Source organism: Alicycliphilus denitrificans, from assembly GCF_044792555.1.
GTDB lineage: Bacteria > Pseudomonadota > Gammaproteobacteria > Burkholderiales > Burkholderiaceae_C > Alicycliphilus > Alicycliphilus denitrificans_A.
In genome coordinates this window covers 2823356-2841786 of the sequence record NZ_CP126238.1, presented here as the reverse complement: position 1 = coordinate 2841786, position 18431 = coordinate 2823356, and the positions used below count along the sequence as shown (strand labels likewise).

The 18431-nt window shown below is 67.0% G+C and carries 16 protein-coding genes; 11 read left to right on the top strand and 5 right to left on the bottom strand.

Translation table 11 applies throughout. The features are described from left to right. The first annotated feature begins 376 nt into the window (after positions 1 to 376). From P7644_RS13470 to P7644_RS13460, 3 genes are all read left to right on the top strand, one after another. Positions 377 to 1492: a TRAP transporter substrate-binding protein gene (locus P7644_RS13470; protein ID WP_404299774.1), complete on the top strand. Its 1116-nt coding sequence runs from the start codon at positions 377 to 379 to the stop codon at positions 1490 to 1492. Positions 1493 to 1606: 114 nt separating this feature from the next. Continuing rightward, the gene (locus P7644_RS13465) at positions 1607 to 2227 is read left to right on the top strand and encodes a TRAP transporter small permease subunit (protein ID WP_404299773.1); all 621 of its coding nucleotides are present in this window, start codon (positions 1607 to 1609) and stop codon (positions 2225 to 2227) included. Then, complete coding sequence (locus P7644_RS13460) at positions 2224 to 4224, top strand: TRAP transporter large permease subunit (protein WP_404299772.1); 2001 nt, start codon at positions 2224 to 2226, stop codon at positions 4222 to 4224. The genes P7644_RS13465 and P7644_RS13460 overlap by 4 nt, the downstream gene beginning before the upstream one ends. 109 nt (positions 4225 to 4333) lie before the next feature. On the opposite strand, the gene modC is transcribed toward P7644_RS13460, so the two are convergent. From modC to modA, 3 genes are all read right to left on the bottom strand, one after another. Beyond that, positions 4334 to 5410: a molybdenum ABC transporter ATP-binding protein gene (gene modC / locus P7644_RS13455; protein ID WP_404299771.1), complete on the bottom strand. Its 1077-nt coding sequence runs from the start codon at positions 5408 to 5410 to the stop codon at positions 4334 to 4336. Further along, positions 5407 to 6090 carry a molybdate ABC transporter permease subunit gene (modB, locus tag P7644_RS13450; RefSeq protein ID WP_404299770.1) on the bottom strand — a complete coding sequence of 228 codons (684 nt, stop codon included), beginning with the start codon at positions 6088 to 6090 and terminating at the stop codon, positions 5407 to 5409. The genes modC and modB overlap by 4 nt, the downstream gene beginning before the upstream one ends. Positions 6091 to 6181: 91 nt before the next feature. Continuing rightward, positions 6182 to 6949, bottom strand: coding sequence for a molybdate ABC transporter substrate-binding protein (gene modA, locus P7644_RS13445; protein ID WP_404299769.1), 768 nt, complete (start codon positions 6947 to 6949; stop codon positions 6182 to 6184). A gap of 66 nt (positions 6950 to 7015) precedes the next feature. On the opposite strand from modA, the gene P7644_RS13440 reads away from it, so the two are divergent. From P7644_RS13440 to P7644_RS13410, 7 genes are all read left to right on the top strand, one after another. Next, the gene (locus tag P7644_RS13440; protein ID WP_404303203.1) at positions 7016 to 7804 is read left to right on the top strand and encodes a TOBE domain-containing protein; all 789 of its coding nucleotides are present in this window, start codon (positions 7016 to 7018) and stop codon (positions 7802 to 7804) included. Between the two features lie 164 nt (positions 7805 to 7968). Then, positions 7969 to 8739 (top strand): ABC transporter ATP-binding protein, encoded by a 771-nt coding sequence (locus P7644_RS13435; RefSeq protein WP_404299768.1) that lies wholly within the window; start codon positions 7969 to 7971, stop codon positions 8737 to 8739. A gap of 1 nt (position 8740) precedes the next feature. Then, on the top strand, positions 8741 to 9454 hold the full coding sequence (locus P7644_RS13430; protein WP_404299767.1) for an ABC transporter ATP-binding protein: 714 nt from the start codon (positions 8741 to 8743) through the stop codon (positions 9452 to 9454). A gap of 55 nt (positions 9455 to 9509) precedes the next feature. After that, positions 9510 to 10712 (top strand): ABC transporter substrate-binding protein, encoded by a 1203-nt coding sequence (locus P7644_RS13425; RefSeq protein WP_404299766.1) that lies wholly within the window; start codon positions 9510 to 9512, stop codon positions 10710 to 10712. Between the two features lie 87 nt (positions 10713 to 10799). Then, positions 10800 to 11996, top strand: coding sequence for an ABC transporter substrate-binding protein (locus P7644_RS13420; RefSeq protein WP_404299765.1), 1197 nt, complete (start codon positions 10800 to 10802; stop codon positions 11994 to 11996). Between the two features lie 48 nt (positions 11997 to 12044). Continuing rightward, positions 12045 to 12929 carry a branched-chain amino acid ABC transporter permease gene (locus tag P7644_RS13415; RefSeq protein ID WP_404299764.1) on the top strand — a complete coding sequence of 295 codons (885 nt, stop codon included), beginning with the start codon at positions 12045 to 12047 and terminating at the stop codon, positions 12927 to 12929. An 18-nt stretch (positions 12930 to 12947) separates the two neighbouring features. Next, on the top strand, positions 12948 to 13949 hold the full coding sequence (locus P7644_RS13410; protein WP_404299763.1) for a branched-chain amino acid ABC transporter permease: 1002 nt from the start codon (positions 12948 to 12950) through the stop codon (positions 13947 to 13949). A gap of 77 nt (positions 13950 to 14026) precedes the next feature. Here P7644_RS13410 and P7644_RS13405 read toward each other — a convergent pair whose 3' ends face one another. Both P7644_RS13405 and P7644_RS13400 read right to left on the bottom strand, forming a co-directional pair. After that, positions 14027 to 15148: a lipocalin-like domain-containing protein gene (locus P7644_RS13405; RefSeq protein ID WP_404299762.1), complete on the bottom strand. Its 1122-nt coding sequence runs from the start codon at positions 15146 to 15148 to the stop codon at positions 14027 to 14029. Positions 15149 to 15150: 2 nt separating this feature from the next. Next, positions 15151 to 17742 carry an FtsX-like permease family protein gene (locus P7644_RS13400; RefSeq protein WP_404299761.1) on the bottom strand — a complete coding sequence of 864 codons (2592 nt, stop codon included), beginning with the start codon at positions 17740 to 17742 and terminating at the stop codon, positions 15151 to 15153. A 181-nt stretch (positions 17743 to 17923) separates the two neighbouring features. On the opposite strand from P7644_RS13400, the gene P7644_RS13395 reads away from it, so the two are divergent. Beyond that, the gene (locus P7644_RS13395) at positions 17924 to 18352 is read left to right on the top strand and encodes an Hsp20/alpha crystallin family protein (RefSeq protein ID WP_404299760.1); all 429 of its coding nucleotides are present in this window, start codon (positions 17924 to 17926) and stop codon (positions 18350 to 18352) included. Positions 18353 to 18431 lie beyond the last annotated feature (79 nt).

Genomic DNA, 18431 nt, shown 5'->3' with positions numbered 1-18431 from the left:
CTTCTTGCGTCAATCGGATCTTATTCAGGCCCCGATTCTTGTCTGAAGCCGTGTGCTTAAGGCCGCCGCCGCAGCGGCTGCAGTGCATCAGGCATTCCTCAATACATGGCCGGTATCGAAGTTTGTTGCGGCGCAATAGAAGAGGGCGGCAGGCGGAGTCGTACGACTATGCAATTCATAGCGCATAACGCCTGATATGCATGGTCGTGTACGGGACTGGACTGTATGGCTTGGGGTTATGTGCACCGCACCAATGGGCTGGGTTGATGCACTTTGTGGGCGGATGCTTCGCGTAAACCCTCTTCTGTGAGCATTTGCAACCAGCCAAAGATGCGGGTCTGGATTGTCCAGGCATCCCAACCAAGGAGTGAAGTAGATGACAGAGCAGACCCAAACCACAGGCCGCCGTAACCTACTCAAGGGAGCTGCGGTCGCCGCTGGTGCCATGTCCGTGCCCATGATCAGCACGGCCCAGACCACGGTGTTCCGTTTCCAGAGCACCTGGCCGGCCAAGGATATCTTTCACGAATTCGCGGGAGACCTGGCCAAGAAGATCAACGACATGGCGGGCAACCGCCTGAAGATCGAGGTGCTGCCCGCGGGCGCCGTGGTGCCGGCCTTCCAGTTGCTGGATGCCGTGGCCAAGGGCACGCTCGATGGCGGCCATGGCGTGGTGGCCTACTGGTATGGCAAGAACCAGGCCGTGGCGCTGTGGGGCTCGGGCCCGGCCTTCGGCCTGGACGCCAATGGCGTGCTGGCCTGGCACTACTACGGCGGCGGCAAGGAGTTGCTCGACGAGATCTACAAGAGCCTGAATCTGGACGTGGTGTCCAAGCTTTACGGCCCCATGCCCACGCAGCCGCTGGGCTGGTTCAAGAAGCCGGTGGCCAAGGTGGAAGACCTCAAGGGCCTGAAGTTCCGCACCGTGGGACTGGCGGTGGACGTGTTCACCGAGATGGGCGTGGCCGTGAACCCGCTGCCCGGCGGCGAGATCGTGCCTGCGCTGGACCGCGGCCTGCTGGATGCGGCCGAGTTCAACAACGCCTCTAGCGACCGCGTGCTGGGCTTTCCGGACGTAGCCAAGAACTGCATGCTGCACAGCTTTCACCAAAGCAGCGAGCAGTTCGAGGTGTTGTTCAACAAGAGCAAGTACGACGCCTTGCCGGCCGAACTCAAGGCGGTCATCGACTACGCGGTGCAGGCCGCCAGCGCCGACATGAGTTGGAAGGCCGCCGACCGCTACGCCAAGGACTATGCGGCGATGCAGGCCGAACAGGGGGTCAAGTTCTACAAGACGCCCGACGCCATCCTGCGTGCGCAGCTCGCGGCCTGGGACAAGGTGACGGCCAAGAAGTCGGCCGAAAACCCGACGTTCAAGAAGGTCATGGACTCCATGCGCGCCTTCGCGCAGCGCAGCGGCCGCTGGAAGAACGACACCGACGTGGATTTCAAGATGGCCTGGAGCCACTACTTCGCGCAGCGCAAGGGCTGATGCGCAGGCGAGCGGGCTGCGCAGGGGCCCGCTTGGTTCACGGCTGGCCCGGGCGCGATGCCCGTGGCCGGCGCCAATCCCTTCCGGCCCCCGGGGCCGCAGAGTTCCTTAGCCATGAAAAAGCTCTTACTTGGGGTCGATGCCGTGTCGACCTTCATCGGCAAGGCGGCCGCGTGGGCCGTCGTGGGCCTGACCGTGCTGATCTGCTGGGAGGTCTTCTCTCGTTATGCCTTGAATAACCCCCATGCCTGGGTGCTGGACGCGCAGATCATGCTGTACGGCAGCATGTTCATGCTGGCCGGCGCCTACACGCTGGCCAAGAACGGGCATGTGCGTGGCGACGTGCTCTACGGGTTCTTCAGCCCGCGCGTGCAGGCGGGTCTGGACCTGCTGCTCTACATCCTGTTCTTTTTGCCGGGTGTGCTGGCGATGACCTGGGCCGGCTGGACATATGCGCAGGAATCGCTGGCCATCCGGGAGCAGACCTTCTCCGCCACGCCGCTGCCCCTGTATCCCTTCAAGTTCGTGATCCCCGTGGCGGGTGCCGTGCTGCTGCTGCAGGGCCTGGCGGAGATCGCGCGCTGCGTGATCTGCCTGCGCCAGGGCGCCTGGCCGCGGCGCGGTGAGGACGTGGAGGAGGTGGATGTAGAAAAGCTCAAGGAGATGGTGCACGTGAAGGACAGCGATCTGCAGGTGCCCGCGGTGGCGTCGGGCGCGCAAGGGGGCAAGGCATGAAGATGCGCAAGGAATTGTGGTTCGGCTTCTCCATCATGGCGCTGGTGGTGGGCGCGGCCGCGTGGCTGCTGCTGGGCGTGGAGACCGTTACGCGCGGCCACCTGGGCCTGCTGATGCTGTCGCTGGTCGTGGTGGCCATCATGCTGGGCTTTCCCACGGCGTTCACGCTGATGGGCATGGGCATGATCTTCACCTGGCTGGCCTACGACCGCGACATCACGCGCACGCTGGACCTGATGGTGCAGGCGGCCTACAAGAGCATGGCCAACGATGTGCTGATCGCCATCCCGTTGTTCGTGTTCATGGGTTACCTGGTTGAGCGCGCCAACCTCATCGAGAAGCTGTTCAAGAGCCTGCACCTGGCGATGGCGCGCGTGCCCGGCTCGCTGGCCGTGGCCACGCTGGTGACCTGCGCCATTTTCGCTACGGCTACGGGCATCGTCGGGGCCGTGGTCACGCTCATGGGGCTGCTGGCGCTGCCGGCCATGCTGCGCGCGGGCTACAGCACGCCCATGTCGGCCGGCGCCATCACGGCGGGCGGTTGCCTGGGCATCCTGATTCCGCCCTCGGTACTGCTGATCCTCTACGGTGCCACGGCCGGCGTGTCCGTGGTGCAGCTGTATGCCGGCGCATTCTTTCCGGGCGTGATGCTGGCGGGGCTGTATGTGATCTATGTGATCGTGGTGGCCAAGATCAAGCCCGCCTGGGCGCCGCCGCTGTCGGCACAGGACCGGCAGGTGGCGCTGCCGGCCATGACGGCGGCACTGCCCGCCGAGACCCGACAGCATGCCCCCTTGCGCCTGCTGAGCGCGCTCAAGGGCAAGCGCAATGCGCAGGTGCCGCTGGACTATGTAGTGCGCCAACTGGTGTTGGTGGTGTTGCCGGGGCTGCTGTTCGTGCTGCTGGCCGCCAGCAGCTGGCGCATGGTCACCACGGTGCCTGCCGAGGCGGTCTACGAGCTTCAGCCCATCGGCTTCGGCGAAGAGGCCAGGGTGGCCTCGGATTTCGGCCTGCAGGAACCCCCGGTCGAAGGCGGCCTGCAGGAGCCGCCACGAGATGACGGCGGCCTGCAGGAGCCCCCCGGCGCGGAAACTGGCGGCGCCCTGGCGGAGCCCCCGGGCGCGGAAACTGGCGGCGCCCTGGCGGAGCCCCCGGGCGCAGAGCCATCGGCCTCGGCGACGCCCGCCCCGGGCCCGGCCACACCGCCCGTGCCCGGCGATGCGGCGCCCAAGGCCGGCACGCAGCCCGCGCCGACCTGGTGGTGGGTGGGCTTTGCCGTGCTGGGTGCGGCCACGGCGGGCTTCTATCTGTTCCTCAGCTTTGCGCGCCTGGAAATCTTCAAGATGCTGCTGGGCTCGTTCTTCCCGCTCATGGTGCTGATCCTGGCGGTGCTGGGCTCCATCGTCTTCGGCCTGGCCACGCCGACCGAGGCGGCCGCCATGGGTGCGCTGGGCGGCTTCCTGCTGGCGGCCGCCTATAAGCGGCTGAACATGGATGTGCTGCGCGAATCGGTCTACCTCACGGCAAAGACCTCGGCCATGGTGTGCTGGCTGTTCGTGGGCTCGGCCATCTTCTCCGCGGCCTTCGCACTGCTGGGCGGGCAGGAGCTGATCGAGAAATGGGTGCTGTCCATGAACCTGACCAAGATCGAGTTCATGGTGCTGTCGCAGGTGGTGATCTTCCTGCTCGGCTGGCCGCTGGAATGGACGGAGATCATCGTGATCTTCATGCCCATCTTCATTCCGCTGCTGAGCCACTTCGGCGTGGACCCGCTGTTCTTCGGCCTGCTGGTGGCGCTGAACCTGCAGACGGCCTTCCTGTCGCCGCCGGTGGCCATGTCGGCGTTCTACCTCAAGGGCGTGGCGCCGCCGCATGTGACGCTCAACCAGATCTTCCTGGGCATGTTGCCCTTCATGGGCATCCAGGTGCTAGCCATCGTGCTGCTGTACGTGTGGCCGCAGATCGGCCTGTGGCTGCCGCAGTTGCTCTACAAATAAATGATGTGGACCCGGCGGCGGCATGAGGCGGTGATCGCGAGCAAGCTGCGCCGCCGCGGGGGCCGCCCGCGGCCTTGCGGCGCAATACGGCCCCGCCATCAGCATCAGCTCAATCCATCAGTGCGACCCCTTTGACCTGGGCAAAAACCGCGTCACCGACGGCCAGTGCCAGGTTCTGGCACGAGCGCCGGGTGATGCGCGCCAGCAGCGTCGTGCCCGCTGCGTCCAGCGCCACGAGGACCTGGCCCGGCTCGTCGTCGGCCAACTGCGTGATGCGTGCGGGCAGCAGGTTGAGGATGCTGCTGTCGCCCGCGTGCGTGCGCGCCAGGCTCACGTCACGCGCCAGCACGCGCAGGCGCACGGATTCGCCCACCATGCGCGGCCTGTGGGTGATCAGCTGCAACTGTCCGCCTTGGATCGCCACGGTGAGCAGGTGATCGTGCACGTCGTGCGCCGCTACCCGCCCCTGCACCAGCGCGGCGGCGGCGTCGCCGTGCGCCAGCGGCAGGTCCAGCCGCGCCATGAGCTCGGCCGTGGGGCCCTGGGCCGTGACGCGGCCGGCCTGCAGCAGCACCAGGTGCGAGGCCAGGCGCGCCACCTCGTCGGGCGAGTGGCTCACGTAGAGCACGGGAATGTCCAGGCTGCGCTGCAGGCGCTCCAGGTAGGGCATGACCTCTGCCTTGCGCGCGGCGTCCAGCGCGGCCAGGGGCTCGTCCATCAGCAGCACGCGCGGGCTGGTGGCCAGGGCCCGGGCGATGGCCACGCGCTGGCGCTCGCCGCCCGACAGGGTGTGCGGCATGCGCGTGAGCAGCGCGCCCAGGCCGAGCAGCTCCACGGCCTGCTCCAGCGACACGCGCCGGCGCGCGGGCGGCTGGCGGCGCAGGCCATATTCCATGTTGCGCCGCACGTTCAGGTGCGCGAACAGGCTGGCCTCCTGGAACACATAGCCCAGCGCGCGCCGGTGCGTGGGCAGCCAGTGGCCGCTGGCGTTGTCCTGCCAGAGCTCACCGTTGACGCGCACGCTGCCCTGCGCGCGCTCCAGCCCCGCCAGCGCGCGCAGGCAGCTGGTCTTGCCGCAGCCCGAGGGGCCGAACAGCGCCGTCACGCCGCGCCCGGGCAGTTCGAGGTAAATGTCCAGCGTGAAGTCCGGGCGCGTGAGCCGCAGCCGGGCCTGGATGCCGCTCATCGCGCCCCCTTGGGCTGCAGCCAGTGCAGCAGCATGAGGATGATGAAGGCGAACACCACCATGCCGCCGGCCAGCCAGTGGGCCTGGGCGTATTCCATGGCCTCCACATGGTCGTAGATCTGCACCGAGACCACGCGCGTCACGCCGGGGATATTGCCGCCGAGCATGAGCACCACGCCGAACTCGCCCACGGTGTGCGCAAAGCTCAGGATGGCGGCGGTGACGAAGCCCGGGCGCGCCAGGGGCAGGGCGACGGTGAAGAAGCGGTCCAGCGGGCCGGCGCCCAGCGTGGCTGCCACCTCCAGCGGGCGCCGGCCCTGGGCCTCGAAGGCGCGCTGCAGCGGCTGCACGGCAAACGGCAGGGAATACACGATGGAGCCGATCACCAGACCGGGGAAGGTGAATGGCAGCCGTCCCAGGCCCAGCGCTTCGGTCAGCTGGCCGATGGGGCCATGGGGGCCCATGGTGACCAGCAGATAGAAGCCGATCACCGTGGGCGGCAGCACCAGCGGCAAGGCCACCACCGCGCCCACCGGGCCGCGCCAGCGCGAGCGCGTGTGCGCCAGCCACCAGGCCAGAGGCGTGCACAAGGCCAGCAGCAGCACGGTAGTGATACCGGCGAGCTCCAGCGTCAGGGTGATGGCGGCCCAGTCTTCGGGACTTAGCAGGGGGGGAGTCAATGCTATTTAAACGAGAGCTGTAAACGTTTGTTTTACTTGATTTCAGGCGTTAATACTACTGAAGTAAAGGAAAACAGAGCGCAAAGCGCTATCAAAAAGAGTAGCCGTAGGACTGGATGATGGCGCGGGCCTTCTCGCCGCGCAGGTAGTCCATGAGCGCGGCGGCGGCGGCGTTGCCCTGGGCCGGCTTGAGCACGATGGCGTCCTGACGGATCGGCTCGTGCATGCCGGCGGGCACCACCCAGGCCGAGCCTTCGCGCAGCTTGCCGCCCTCCATGACCTGCGACAGCGCCACAAAGCCCAGCGGCGCATTGCCCGAGGCGGCGAACTGGTAGGCCTGAGCGATGTTTTCGCCCTGCACTATGCGCGGCTGCACCTGTGCCCTCAGGCCCAGCTTGTCCAGCGTCTGCATGGCGGCCTGGCCGTAGGGGGCCAGCTTGGGGTTGGCGATGGCGATGTGCTTCCAGTCGCTCTTGTTCAGCACCTTGCCGTCGGCGTCCACGTAGCCGGCCTGCTTGCTCCACAGCACCAGCTGGCCGATGGCGTAGGTGAAGCGCGTGGCGCCATCGCCCAGGCCTTCCCTGGCTATTCTTTCGGGCGTGCTGTCATCGGCCGCCAGCAGCACGCCGAACGGCGCGCCGTTGGCGATCTGTGCGTAGAACTTGCCCGTGGCGCCGAATGACAGCTGGGCCTTGTGCCCCGTGTCCTGCTCGAAGGCGGCGGCGATCTTCTGCATGGGTGCGGTGAAGTTGGCCGCCACGGCCACGGAGACCTCGGCGCCCTGGGCTGCCGACGCGGCGAGCAATGCAGCAACCGGAGCAGCAACCAAGAGGGTCTTGCCAGAAGAAAAACCAAGCATGGAAACGACCTCGCTATTCCAGATGTGAATAGCGGTGAGTATAGCCAGCGCCTGGTCGCGGGCGGCATGATGCGCGCCATGCAGCAATCCCAATCGTTTCTGGATGCCCTGGGCCATGGCATGGCCGACAAGCGCATCGACATCCTGCGCCAGATCGGCCAGGGCGGCTCCATCTCGCAGGCCGCACGCGCCGTGGGCGTGAGCTACAAGGCCGCGTGGCAGGCGCTGGACACGCTCACCAACCTGGCGGGCGTGGCGCTGGTGGAGCGCGTGGTGGGCGGCGTGGGCGGCGGTGGCGCGCGGCTTACGCCAGCCGGCCAGCAACTGCTGGCCGCGGCCGATGCCGTGCAGCAGGCGCGCACCTCGGCCTTGGCGCAGCTGGGCGAAGGCGGCGACGCAGACCTGGCCGTGGCGCGCCTGTCGGTGCGCACCAGCATGCGCAACCAATGGCCCTGCATCGTCCAGGGCATGGATGAGCGCGGACAGATCGTGCGCGTACACCTGCGCGGTGCTGGCGATGCTGCCGCAGGTCTGGAGGTGTTCGCACGCATCACGCGCGAAAGCGCCGAGCTGCTGGGCCTGCGCACCGGGGTGCACGTGCAGGCCCTGTGCAAGGCCACGGCGGTGCGCGTGCTGCCGCTGGGCAAGGAGCCGGTCGGTCCGGGCTGCAACCGGTGGCCGGGCCGGGCCACGCGCGTGTCGCGTGGCGAGCTTGGCGATGAAGTGGCGGCGCAGCTTGACGCCGGCATGCAGATGGTGGGCTTTGCCGCGCCGGCCTCGGGCCTGCGCGCGCGTTCGCGCGTGCTGCTGGCGGCCGATGAATCGGCCATTGTGCTGGCCGTCGCTGGTGTCTGATCTAACACAAAATGCCCGTGCTTATTGCGTGTTGGGCGAGCTTAGGCGTTTGTACGTAGGCATTTCTCCCGTTCATCAGGCGAGGTCCGGCCTTCTACGATGCGCTGCAACATATAAAGGAGTAAAGCCGTACCGCACATCCGTGCCGTGCGTGCTTGGTGGCAATGAGCGACGTCATACTGAAAACATCCCACCTCACCAAGGAATTCAAGGGTTTCACCGCCGTGAGCGACGTGAACCTGAGCGTGCAACGCGGATCCATCCATGCCCTGATCGGTCCCAATGGCGCGGGCAAGACCACCTGCTTCAACCTGCTGACCAAGTTCCTCGTGCCGACCTCGGGCACGATCCACTTCAACGGCCACGACATCACGAACGAGCAGCCGGCGCAGATTGCGCGCCGCGGCGTGATCCGCTCGTTCCAGATCTCGGCCGTGTTCCCGCACCTCACGCTGCTGGAGAACGTGCGCCTGGGCCTGCAGCGCAAGCTCGGCACCTCGTTTCATTTCTGGCGCAGCCAGAAATCGCTGAATCAGCTCAACGACCAGGCGCGCGCGCTGCTGGCCGAGGTCGGCCTCGAGGAGATGGCCGAAGAGGTCACGGTGAACCTGCCCTATGGGCGCAAGCGCGCACTCGAGATCGCCACCACCCTGGCCATGGAGCCCGAGCTCATGCTGCTGGACGAGCCCACGCAGGGCATGGGCCACGAGGACGTGGACCGCGTCACGCAGCTCATCAAGAAGGTGTCGGCCGGCCGCACCATTCTGATGGTGGAGCACAACATGAAGGTCATCTCCACGATCGCCGACCGCATCACTGTGTTGCAGCGCGGCGCAGTGCTGGCCGAAGGCAATTACGAAGAAGTCTCGAACAACCCACAAGTGATGGAAGCCTACATGGGCACGACCGATGGCGAACTGCAGGGGGCGCACTGACATGGCCGGCACCCCCGCTCTGGAAATCAAGGGCCTGCAGGCCTGGTATGGCGAGTCGCACGTGCTGCACGGCGTGGACATGCTGGTGCAGCCCGGTGAGGTGGTGACGCTGCTGGGTCGCAACGGCGCCGGCCGCACCTCCACGCTGCGCGCCATCATGGGGCTGACCGGCGCGCGCAAGGGCTCCATCAAGGTCTATGGCACCGAGACCATAGACATGCCCACGCACCGCATTGCCCACCTGGGCCTGGGCTACTGCCCGGAGGAGCGCGGCATCTTCTCCAGCCTGTCGTGCGAAGAAAACCTGATGCTGCCGCCCGAGCTCAAGACCGGCCAGGCCGGCATGTCGGTCGATGAGATCTATGCCATGTTCCCCAACCTGGCCGAGCGCAAAAGCAGCCAGGGCACACGGCTGTCCGGCGGCGAGCAGCAGATGCTGGCCGTGGCGCGCATCCTGCGCACGGGCGCCAAGCTGCTCTTGCTTGACGAAATCTCCGAAGGCCTGGCCCCGGTCATCGTGCAGGCCCTGGCGCGCATGATCACCACGCTGCGTGCCAAGGGCTACACCGTGGTCATGGTGGAGCAGAACTTCCGCTTCGCCGCGCCGCTGGCCGACCGTTTCTACGTCATGGAGCATGGCCGCATCGCCCTGCGCTTCGAGGCCGCCGAGCTGCAGGCCAAGATGCCCGTGCTCCATCAGCTGCTGGGCGTTTAAGCCTGGGCCTGGCAGCACAGTTTTGATTTCTGACCACCGAGAGAAGGAGAGATAGATGAACCGCAAACTCAAAACCCTGGTTGCCGTGCTCGGTGCTGCAGGCATGGGCCTGGCGGCCATGCCGGCGCAGGCGCAGGATAAGGTGAAGATCGGCTTCATCACCGACATGTCCAGCCTCTACGCCGACGTCGAAGGCAAGAACGGCGCGCTGGCCATCCAGATGGCCATCGACGACTTCGGCGGCAAGGTGCTGGGCAAGCCCATCGAGCTGCTCTCGGCCGACCACCAGAACAAGGCCGACATCGCCGCCAGCAAGGCGCGCGAGTGGATCGACACCCAGGGGCTGACGATGCTGTTTGGCGGCACCAATTCGGGCACGGCCCTGGCCATGGCCAAGATCGCGGACGAGAAAAAGCGCGTCTTCATGGTCAATGGCGCCGGCTCCTCGGCGCTGACCAACGAGCAGTGCACGCCTTACACCGTGCACTATGCCTATGACACCGTGGCCCTGGCCAAGGGCACGGGCGGCGCCGTGGTCAAGCAGGGCGGCAAGGACTGGTTCTTCCTCACCGCGGACTATGCCTTTGGCGCCGCCCTCGAGGCCGATACGGCCAAGGTCGTCAAGGAAAACGGCGGGCGCGTGCTGGGCCAGGTCAAGCATCCGCTGAACGCCTCGGATTTCTCGTCCTTCCTGCTGCAGGCGCAAAACTCCAAGGCCCAGATCCTGGGCCTGGCCAACGCGGGCGGCGACACCATCAACGCCATCAAGGCCGCCAAGGAATTCGGCATCACCAAGACCATGAAGATGGCCGGCCTGCTGGTGTTCATTACCGACATCCACAGCCTGGGTCTGCGCAACACGGAAGGCCTGCTGCTGACCACGAGCTGGGACTGGAACCTGAACGACAAGACGCGCGAGTTCGGCAAGAAGTTCTTCGCCAAGACCAAGCGCATGCCCACGGACATCCATGCCGCCGACTACTCGGCCACGATGAACTACCTGAAGGCCGTGCAGTCCGCTGGAACGGTCGATGCCGACAAGGTGATGGCCCAGCTCAAGTCCACCCCGATCGACGATTTCTACGCCAAGGGCACGATCCGTGCCGACGGCCGCTTCGTGCACGACATGTACCTGATGCAGGTGAAGTCGCAGGCCGAATCCAAGGAGCCCTGGGACTACTACAAGGTCGTGGCCAAGCTGCCCGGCGACCAGGTATTCACCACCAAGGCCGAGAGCAAGTGCGCCCTTTGGAAGTGAGTTGAGCCATGGCCCCCAAGCCTGAGAGCGGAGGGGGCCATGCGCTGGCGTTGCAGGTAAAAACATGAAAGACACGGGAGACATGACATGAAGGCAAAACTCACGACATTGGCAGCTGTGCTCGGGGTTGCAGGATTCATGGCGGCGCCGGCGCATGCGCAGGACAAGGTCAAGATCGGTTACATCTCGGACATGTCCAGCCTGTATGCCGATCTTGAGGGCAAGCATGGCGCGACGGCCATCCAGATGGCCATCGACGACTTCGGCGGCAAGGTGCTGGGCATGCCCATCGAGCTGATGAGCGCCGACCACCAGAACAAGGCCGACATCGCCGCCAGCAAGGCGCGCGAGTGGATCGACACCCAGGGGCTGACGATGATCTTCAGCGGCACCAACTCCGGCACCGCCCTGGCGCTGGCCAAGATTGCCGCAGAGAAAAAGCGTGTCATGGTCAACAACGGTGCGGCCTCGTCCGCACTGACCAATGAGCAGTGCACGCCTTACACCGTGCACTATGCCTATGACACCGTCGCCCTCTCCAAAGGCTTGGCGGGTGCCATGGTCGATGGCGGGGCCAAGACCTGGTTCTTCCTGACGGCCGACTATGCGTTTGGCCACGCCATGGAGGCCGATGCCTCCAAGGTGGTCAAGGCCAAGGGCGGTAACGTGGTGAATGCGGTGCGCCATCCGCTGAACGCCTCGGATTTCTCCTCGTTCCTATTGCAGGCGCAAAACTCCAAGGCCCAGGTGCTGGCGCTGGCCAATGCGGGCGGCGACACCATCAACACCATCAAGGCAGCCAAGGAATTCGGCATTGGCAAGACGATGAAGCTGGCGCCGATGCTGGTTTTCTACAGCGACGTGCACAGCCTGGGACTGAAGAACACCGAGGGCATGCAGTTCGTCACCAGCTGGTACTGGGACATGGACGACGCATCGCGCAAATTCGCCGACGCCTTCATGAAGAAGACGAATCGCCGCCCGACGGAAATCCAGGCCGCCGACTATTCCGCCACCATGAACTATCTCAAGGCCGTGCAGGCCGCAGGCAGCATCGACGCCGACAAGGTCATGGCGGCGTGGCGCGGCATGAAGATGGATGACTTCTTCGCCAAGGGCACCCTGCGTCCCGACGGCCGCTACGTGCACGATATGTATCTGGTGCAGGTCAAGAGCCCGGCCGAGTCCAAGGGCACCTGGGACTACTACAAGATCGTCAAGAAGCTGCCCGGCGAAGAGGTGTTCACCACCAAGGCCGAGAGCAAGTGCGCGCTGTGGCAGTAATGGCGCGCTGACCGGTTCCACTCCCACCACCCGTAGCGTTTAGTTCAAATGGAAATCTTTGGTGTTTCAATGCCGGCCATGCTGAGCCAGCTCCTGCTGGGGCTGGTCAATGGTTCGTTCTACGCGATCCTCAGCCTGGGCCTGGCCGTGATCTTCGGCCTGCTCAACGTGATCAATTTCGCGCACGGCGCTCTGTTCATGCTGGGGGCGCTGATCACCTGGATGGCCATGAGCTACCTCGGTGTCAACTACTGGGTGATGCTGATCGCCGCGCCCCTGGTGGTGGGGATACTGGGCGTGGTGATAGAGCGCTTGTTCCTGCGCTGGATCTACAAGCTCGACCATCTGTATGGGCTGCTGCTCACGCTTGGCCTGACCATGATCATCGAGGGCGTGTTCCGCTCCATCTACGGTGTCTCGGGTCTGGGCTACGACACCCCCGAGCTGCTCGAGGGCGCGACCAACCTCGGCTTCATGATCCTGCCCAACTACCGCGCCTGGGTGGTGCTGGCCTCCATCGTGGTGTGCATCGCCACCTGGTATGTGATCGAGAAGACCAAGCTGGGCGCCTACCTGCGCGCCGGCACCGAGAACCCGCGCCTGGTCGAGGCCTTCGGCGTCAACGTGCCGGTGATGATCACGCTGACCTACGCCTTCGGCGCCGCGCTGGCGGCCTTTGCCGGCGTGCTGGCAGCGCCCGTGTACCAGGTCACGCCGCTGATGGGCCAGAACCTGATCATCGTGGTGTTCGCCGTGGTGGTCATCGGTGGCATGGGCTCCATCATGGGCTCCATCCTCACCGGCCTGGGCCTGGGTGTGATCGAGGGTTTCACCAAGGTCTTCTACCCCGAGGCGTCTTCCACCGTGGTGTTCGTCATCATGGCCATCGTTTTGCTCATCCGCCCCGCCGGCCTGTTCGGCAAAGAGAAATAAGCCGCAGGGGTGAACCACATGAACGTCAAGAAATTTGCCCCCATCGGTTACGGCCTGCTGCTGCTGGGCCTGATCGCCGCGCCCTTTGTGGGCGCCTACCCGGTGTTCGTGATGAAGCTGCTGTGCTTCGCATTGTTTGCCACGGCCTTCAACCTGCTGCTGGGCTACACCGGCCTGCTGTCCTTCGGCCATGCGGCCTTCCTCGGCGGCGCGGCCTATGTCACCGGCCATGCCGTCAAGGTCTGGGGCGCCACGCCCGAACTGGGCCTGCTGGCGGGCCTGCTCTCGGGTGGCTTGCTGGGCCTGGTGATGGGCTGGTTCACCATCCGCCGCCAGGGCATCTACGCCACCATGATCACGCTGGCCCTGGCGCAGATGCTGTTCTTTGCCGCATTGCAAATGCCCTTCACCGGCGGCGAAGACGGCCTGCAGGGCGTGCCGCGCGGCAAGCTGTTCGGCCTGCTCGACCTGTCCAGCGACCTGACCATGTACTACGTATGCCTGGCCATCGTGGTGCTGGCCTTCCTGCTCATCGTGCGCACCATCGACTCGCCGTTCGGTCAGGTGCTGCGCGGCATCAAGGAAAACGAGCCGCGCGCCACCTCGCTGGGCTACGACACCAACCGCTTCAAGCTGCTGGCCTTCGTGATCTCGGCCGCCATCGCTGGCCTGGCGGGCTCGCTCAAGACCCTGGTGCTGGGCTTTGCCACGCTGTCGGACGTGCACTGGAGCGCCTCGGGCCATGTGGTGCTGATGACGCTGGTGGGCGGCATGGGCACGCTCAGTGGCCCGCTGGTCGGCGCGGCCGTGGTGGTGGCGCTGGAGAACAAGATCGGCGACCTGGGCACCTTTCTGGCCAAGCTGACGACGATCGACTGGTTCAACACCCTGGGCGAGTCGGTGACCATCGTCACCGGCCTGATCTTCGTGATCTGCGTGCTGGCCTTCCGCCGCGGCATCATGGGCGAGATCATTGCCTGGCTGCAGCGGCGCGGAGCAGGGGACGGCGGCTCGCATTGACTTGATCCGCATGGCACGCGGCCATGCGGTGCGCTACGGCCATGCGCGGCGCCATGCCCCGCATGGCCTTTTCATGCTCAGCCCAGACGCAGCCGCTGGGCATAGCCCGTCATTTCCAGGTAACCGCGCCCGAGCGCGCGCCCGGCGCCATCCTGCAGCTCGCTCAATCCCTCCCAGTAAATCGTGCCGGTCGAGCCGCGGCTGTCAAGCTCCTGGGCATCGAGCAGCGCCTGCACGGTGAAGCTGCCCACGGGCGTGTCCACACGCCATTGCACGGGGTAGCGCGCCCCGCTGCTGGCGCTGCGCCAATGGCGCAAGGGCGTGAAACGCACCGCCTGCGGCTCGAAGGCCCGGGCATCAGATGCACCTGCCCGCCGCCAGGAACCACCCGCCCAGAGCGCGCCGCCGTTCGCAAGGCGCAGCTGGAAGGCCGTGAGCGCGCTGCCGTCGTGCAGGTTCATGCCGATCCAGTCCCAGCCCACGGCGTCGGGGTGCAGCAGCGCCTGGCTGTACTCATGGTCCAGCCAGGCGCGGTTGTCGGGCGCGGGGGCATCGGTGACGGCCATGCGCTGGCCCTGCACGGTGACGGCCCCCGTCACGGCCAGTTGCGGCTGGCTGTAGTAGTAGCTGGCCTGGCTTGCATCCGGCCCCTTGCGCGACAGGCCGGCGTCGCCCTGCAGCAGCACCGGCTGGGTGCTGGTGCAGTCCAGCTCCAGGGCGAAGCCGCCGGCCTGGGCGCGAATCTCGTAGCGGCTGCTGCCTGGCGTGCTGCTGGGCTGGCGCACCAGCGACCAGTCGCGCAGGCGGATGTGGGTGTCGCCCTCCAGCGCCTCTGCAATGCCAAAGCCCGCGCGCGCGATGCGCTGGTCGTGCAGTTGGCGCCCGCCCTGCACGTCGGTCAGCGCCGCATGGGCAAAGATCAGCTGGCGTGCTGCGAAGGCCGAGCGCAGGCCTTGCGCGGCATCCACGCGCGAGCGGAAAAAGGTGATCTGAAAGCCCCACAGCCGCCCGGGCGCAGGGCCGGTGCGCGCCTGGCCGGTGAGGTACCACCACTCGGTGCGCAGCTGCGGATGGCTGCCATGGTCGTGCGGAAAAGCCAGGGCGCGTGCCGGCAGCGCCGCGCCGCGCCCGCCCCAGGCCAGGGCGCCAAGGCCGATCAGCCAGCGCCGGCGTGGCAGGGAAACAGCAGGCAAGACCATGGCTACCAATCCTCCTTCACCGCCAGCACCGCATCCTGCCCTGCGGCCTTGGCGCCGGCCAGCCAGGCCGTCAGCGTGCCCACGGCGATCACGGTGGCGGCGAGGGCGGCCAAGCGCGGCCAGGGCAGGGCCAGGTCCATGCTCCAGTGAAAGCTTTGCGGGTTCACCACATGCACCAGCACGACCGCCACCGCCAGGCCCAGCAGCAGGCCGGCCAGCGCGCCCACGGCCGTCCAGGCCGTGCCCTCTGCCGCCACCACGGCCAGTATCTGCCGGCGCGTCAGGCCCAGGTGCGCCAGCAGGCCGAATTCCTTGCGCCGCGCCAGCACCTGGGCGCTGAAGCTGGCGGCGATGCCGAACAGCCCGATGGCAATGGCCACGGCCTGCAGCCAGTAGGTGATGGCGAAGCTGCGGTCAAACAGCGCCATCGAGCGCGCGCGTATCGTCTCGGCCGTGGTGAAGGCCAGGGCCGCAGCGGCCTCCCCACCCAGGCTCTCGCGGGCCTGCTGCAACACCTGGGCCTGCAGTTCCTCGGCGCTGGCGCCGGGCGCGGGCCACAGCGCCAGGTCGCTGGCGCGCGCATCGCCCGTCAGGCGTGCGAAGTCCTGGCCGTCCAGGGCGACGGCACCATGCTGGCGCACATAGTCGCGCCATACGCCAGCTACATAAAAAATAGCCTCTTGCGCTTGTCCATATTGGCTTGAAGGCCTAAAAGCATCTGAAAGCAATGGCCAGTCCGCACCCGGCCTGGCGCCGTACAAGTCGCGCACCGCCTCGCTCACATACACGCCCACGCGACCCGCTGGCACGGGCAGGGCCGGGCCCACCAGCGGCAGGGCCTGGGCCACGTCCGGGCCCAGGGGACGTGCCAGCAGCCCCACGGGCGGGCGATCCGGCTGCAGCTGCAGGCTGCTGGTGCGCAGCGCCTGCACGCGCGCCACGCCGGGCAGCCGGGCCAGGGTGGCGGCGAAGCCGGGCGGGAACACGGCGGCCTCGTCACCGCTCGCGCCAGCGGCGGCACGCAGGTACAGGGGGGCGGGCAGCACGCTGTCCAGCCATTGGCCGACCGAGCCGCGAAAGCTGCCCACCATCACCGTCAGGGCCACGGCCAGGCTCAGGGCCGCGACCACGCCGCCCACGGCCACGGCCGCGCTGCCGGGCATGCGCCGCGCCCGCTCCAGCGCCAGCAGGGCCAGGGCGTTGCCCGTGGCCAGCGGCTGCAGCGCCTGCAGCAGGGCCCGCACCAGAGAAGGCAGCAGCGCCATACCGCCGATCAGCAGCAGGCCGACCGCGACATAGGCGGCCAGTGGAAGGTCAAAAATGGGTGGAACGCTCGCCAATAAAGCGCTAGAAGCTATCAAAAAAATACCTATCCAGGGGCGTCCACCGCGCCCGCTCTGGGCGCCCAATCCCTTGAGCGCCTGCGCCGGTGCCAGCCTCTGGGCCTGGCGTGCGGGCCACCAGCCACCGATCAGGGCGGCCGCCACGCCCAGCAGGCCATAGGTCATCGCGGCGGTCGCGCTCCATTGCAATGCCGGCTGTGCCCCCGTGAAATAGCCCCCGCCCAGGTCGCCGCCCAGCAGCGCCAGCGCCAGTGCCGCGAGCAGCGTGCCCAGGGCAATGCCGGCCACGCTGCCCACCAGGCCCAGCGCGGCGGACTCCAGCAGCACCAGCGCCAGGCGCGCGCGCGGTGTGGCGCCCAGCACGGCCAGCAGCGCCAGCTGCGGCGCGCGCTGCGCCACGCTGAGCGCCAGCACCGAATACACCAGGAAGGCCCCGGTGAACAGCGCCACCAGTGCCAGCACCGTGAGGTTCACGCGGTAGGCGCGCGAGAGACTGTCCACGCGCTGCACGGCGTCCTGCGGCGCGGCGAACTGCACGCCCGGGGGCCAGCCGGGCAGGGCGGTGAGTGCCTGCTGCAACTGTGCGCGCGTGGTGCCTGCGCGCAGCCGCAGCTCGATGCGCGTGAGCTGGCCGGCACGGCCGAACAGGTCCTGCGCCGCGCCAATGTCCATCAGCGCCAGCGGCGGGCCGCCCGCGGCCACCGTGCCGGCCACGCGCACGCTGTGTGTGGCCAGGCCCGCCTGCAGCGTGAGCGGCGCTGTGGGCGCGTCGATGCTTGCCAAGCCCAGCGCCTGCTGCGCGGCCGGGTTGAGGAATACCGTGGCCGGCGCCAGCATGGCCAGCCGGTCGCTGCCGTCGAACGCGCGCGGCGCCAGGGCCGGTGCCATGGCGGGCAGCAGCAGCGCGTCGGCGCCGAGCACGCGCAGCGGCACGTCCGCCTGCGCCGCATCGCTGCGCGCGCGCACGGGCAGCTCCAACCAGGGGCTGGCCAGCTGCACCTGTGGCTGGGCCGCGACCAGGCCGTAGAGCGACTCGGGCAGCGTGCCGCGCGTGGCGCGCAGCTCCAGGTCCGGCTGGCCGCCCACGGCGCGCACGGCCTGGCTGAATTCGTCCAGCGCCGAGGCGTTGATCGCATGCACCGCAAAGCCCAGAGCCACGCCCAGCATGACGGCGGTCGCGGCGGCCGCGCTGCGCCAGGGGTGGTGGCGCAGCGCGCGCCAGGAAAAGGTGCGCAGCAGGGCGATAAGCATGGGCCGATTGTGCGGCGCCGCGCTCGCCTGCGCCGGGTTTGCGCCACATCAAACTCCATGAACCGTGGCCCTTGAATCCCGGGGGGCAGAGGCCTATATAGATAAAGGCAGGCGGTTTCAACTTGCCTGGTAGCCCCTCTGGGGCGCTTCATTTCACTTGTGTCAAGGAAGGAGTTTCATCATGAATTCACTGGTCAGCCGCGGCAGTCTGTTCGACGATTTCTTCAAGGACTTCGCGCCCGGTTTCTATGTGCGCCCGCTGCATGGCGACGCGCTGCCAGAGCCCTCTCAGATCAAGATCGACGTGAAGGAGGACGACGCCGCCTACACCGTACAGGCCGAGGTGCCGGGCGTACCCAAGGAGGACATCAACGTCTCCATTGACGGCAATGTGGTGAGCCTGCGCGCCGAGGTGCGCCAACATGACCAGAAGAAGGACGGCGAGAAGCTGCTGCGCAGCGAGCGCTACTACGGCGCCGTGGCACGCAGCTTCCAGCTGCCCGTGGACGTGGACGCCGCCCAGGCCAAGGCCAGGTACGACAACGGCGTGCTTACGCTCACGCTGCCCAAGAAACTGGGTAACAAGACGCAGCGCCTGGCGATTGAGTGACGCTGCTCATGGGATGCCTGGGTGGCGGCCGGCCCTGGCATCCCATCCAGGCGCGGCCGCCTGGCGGATGCCTGTGCGC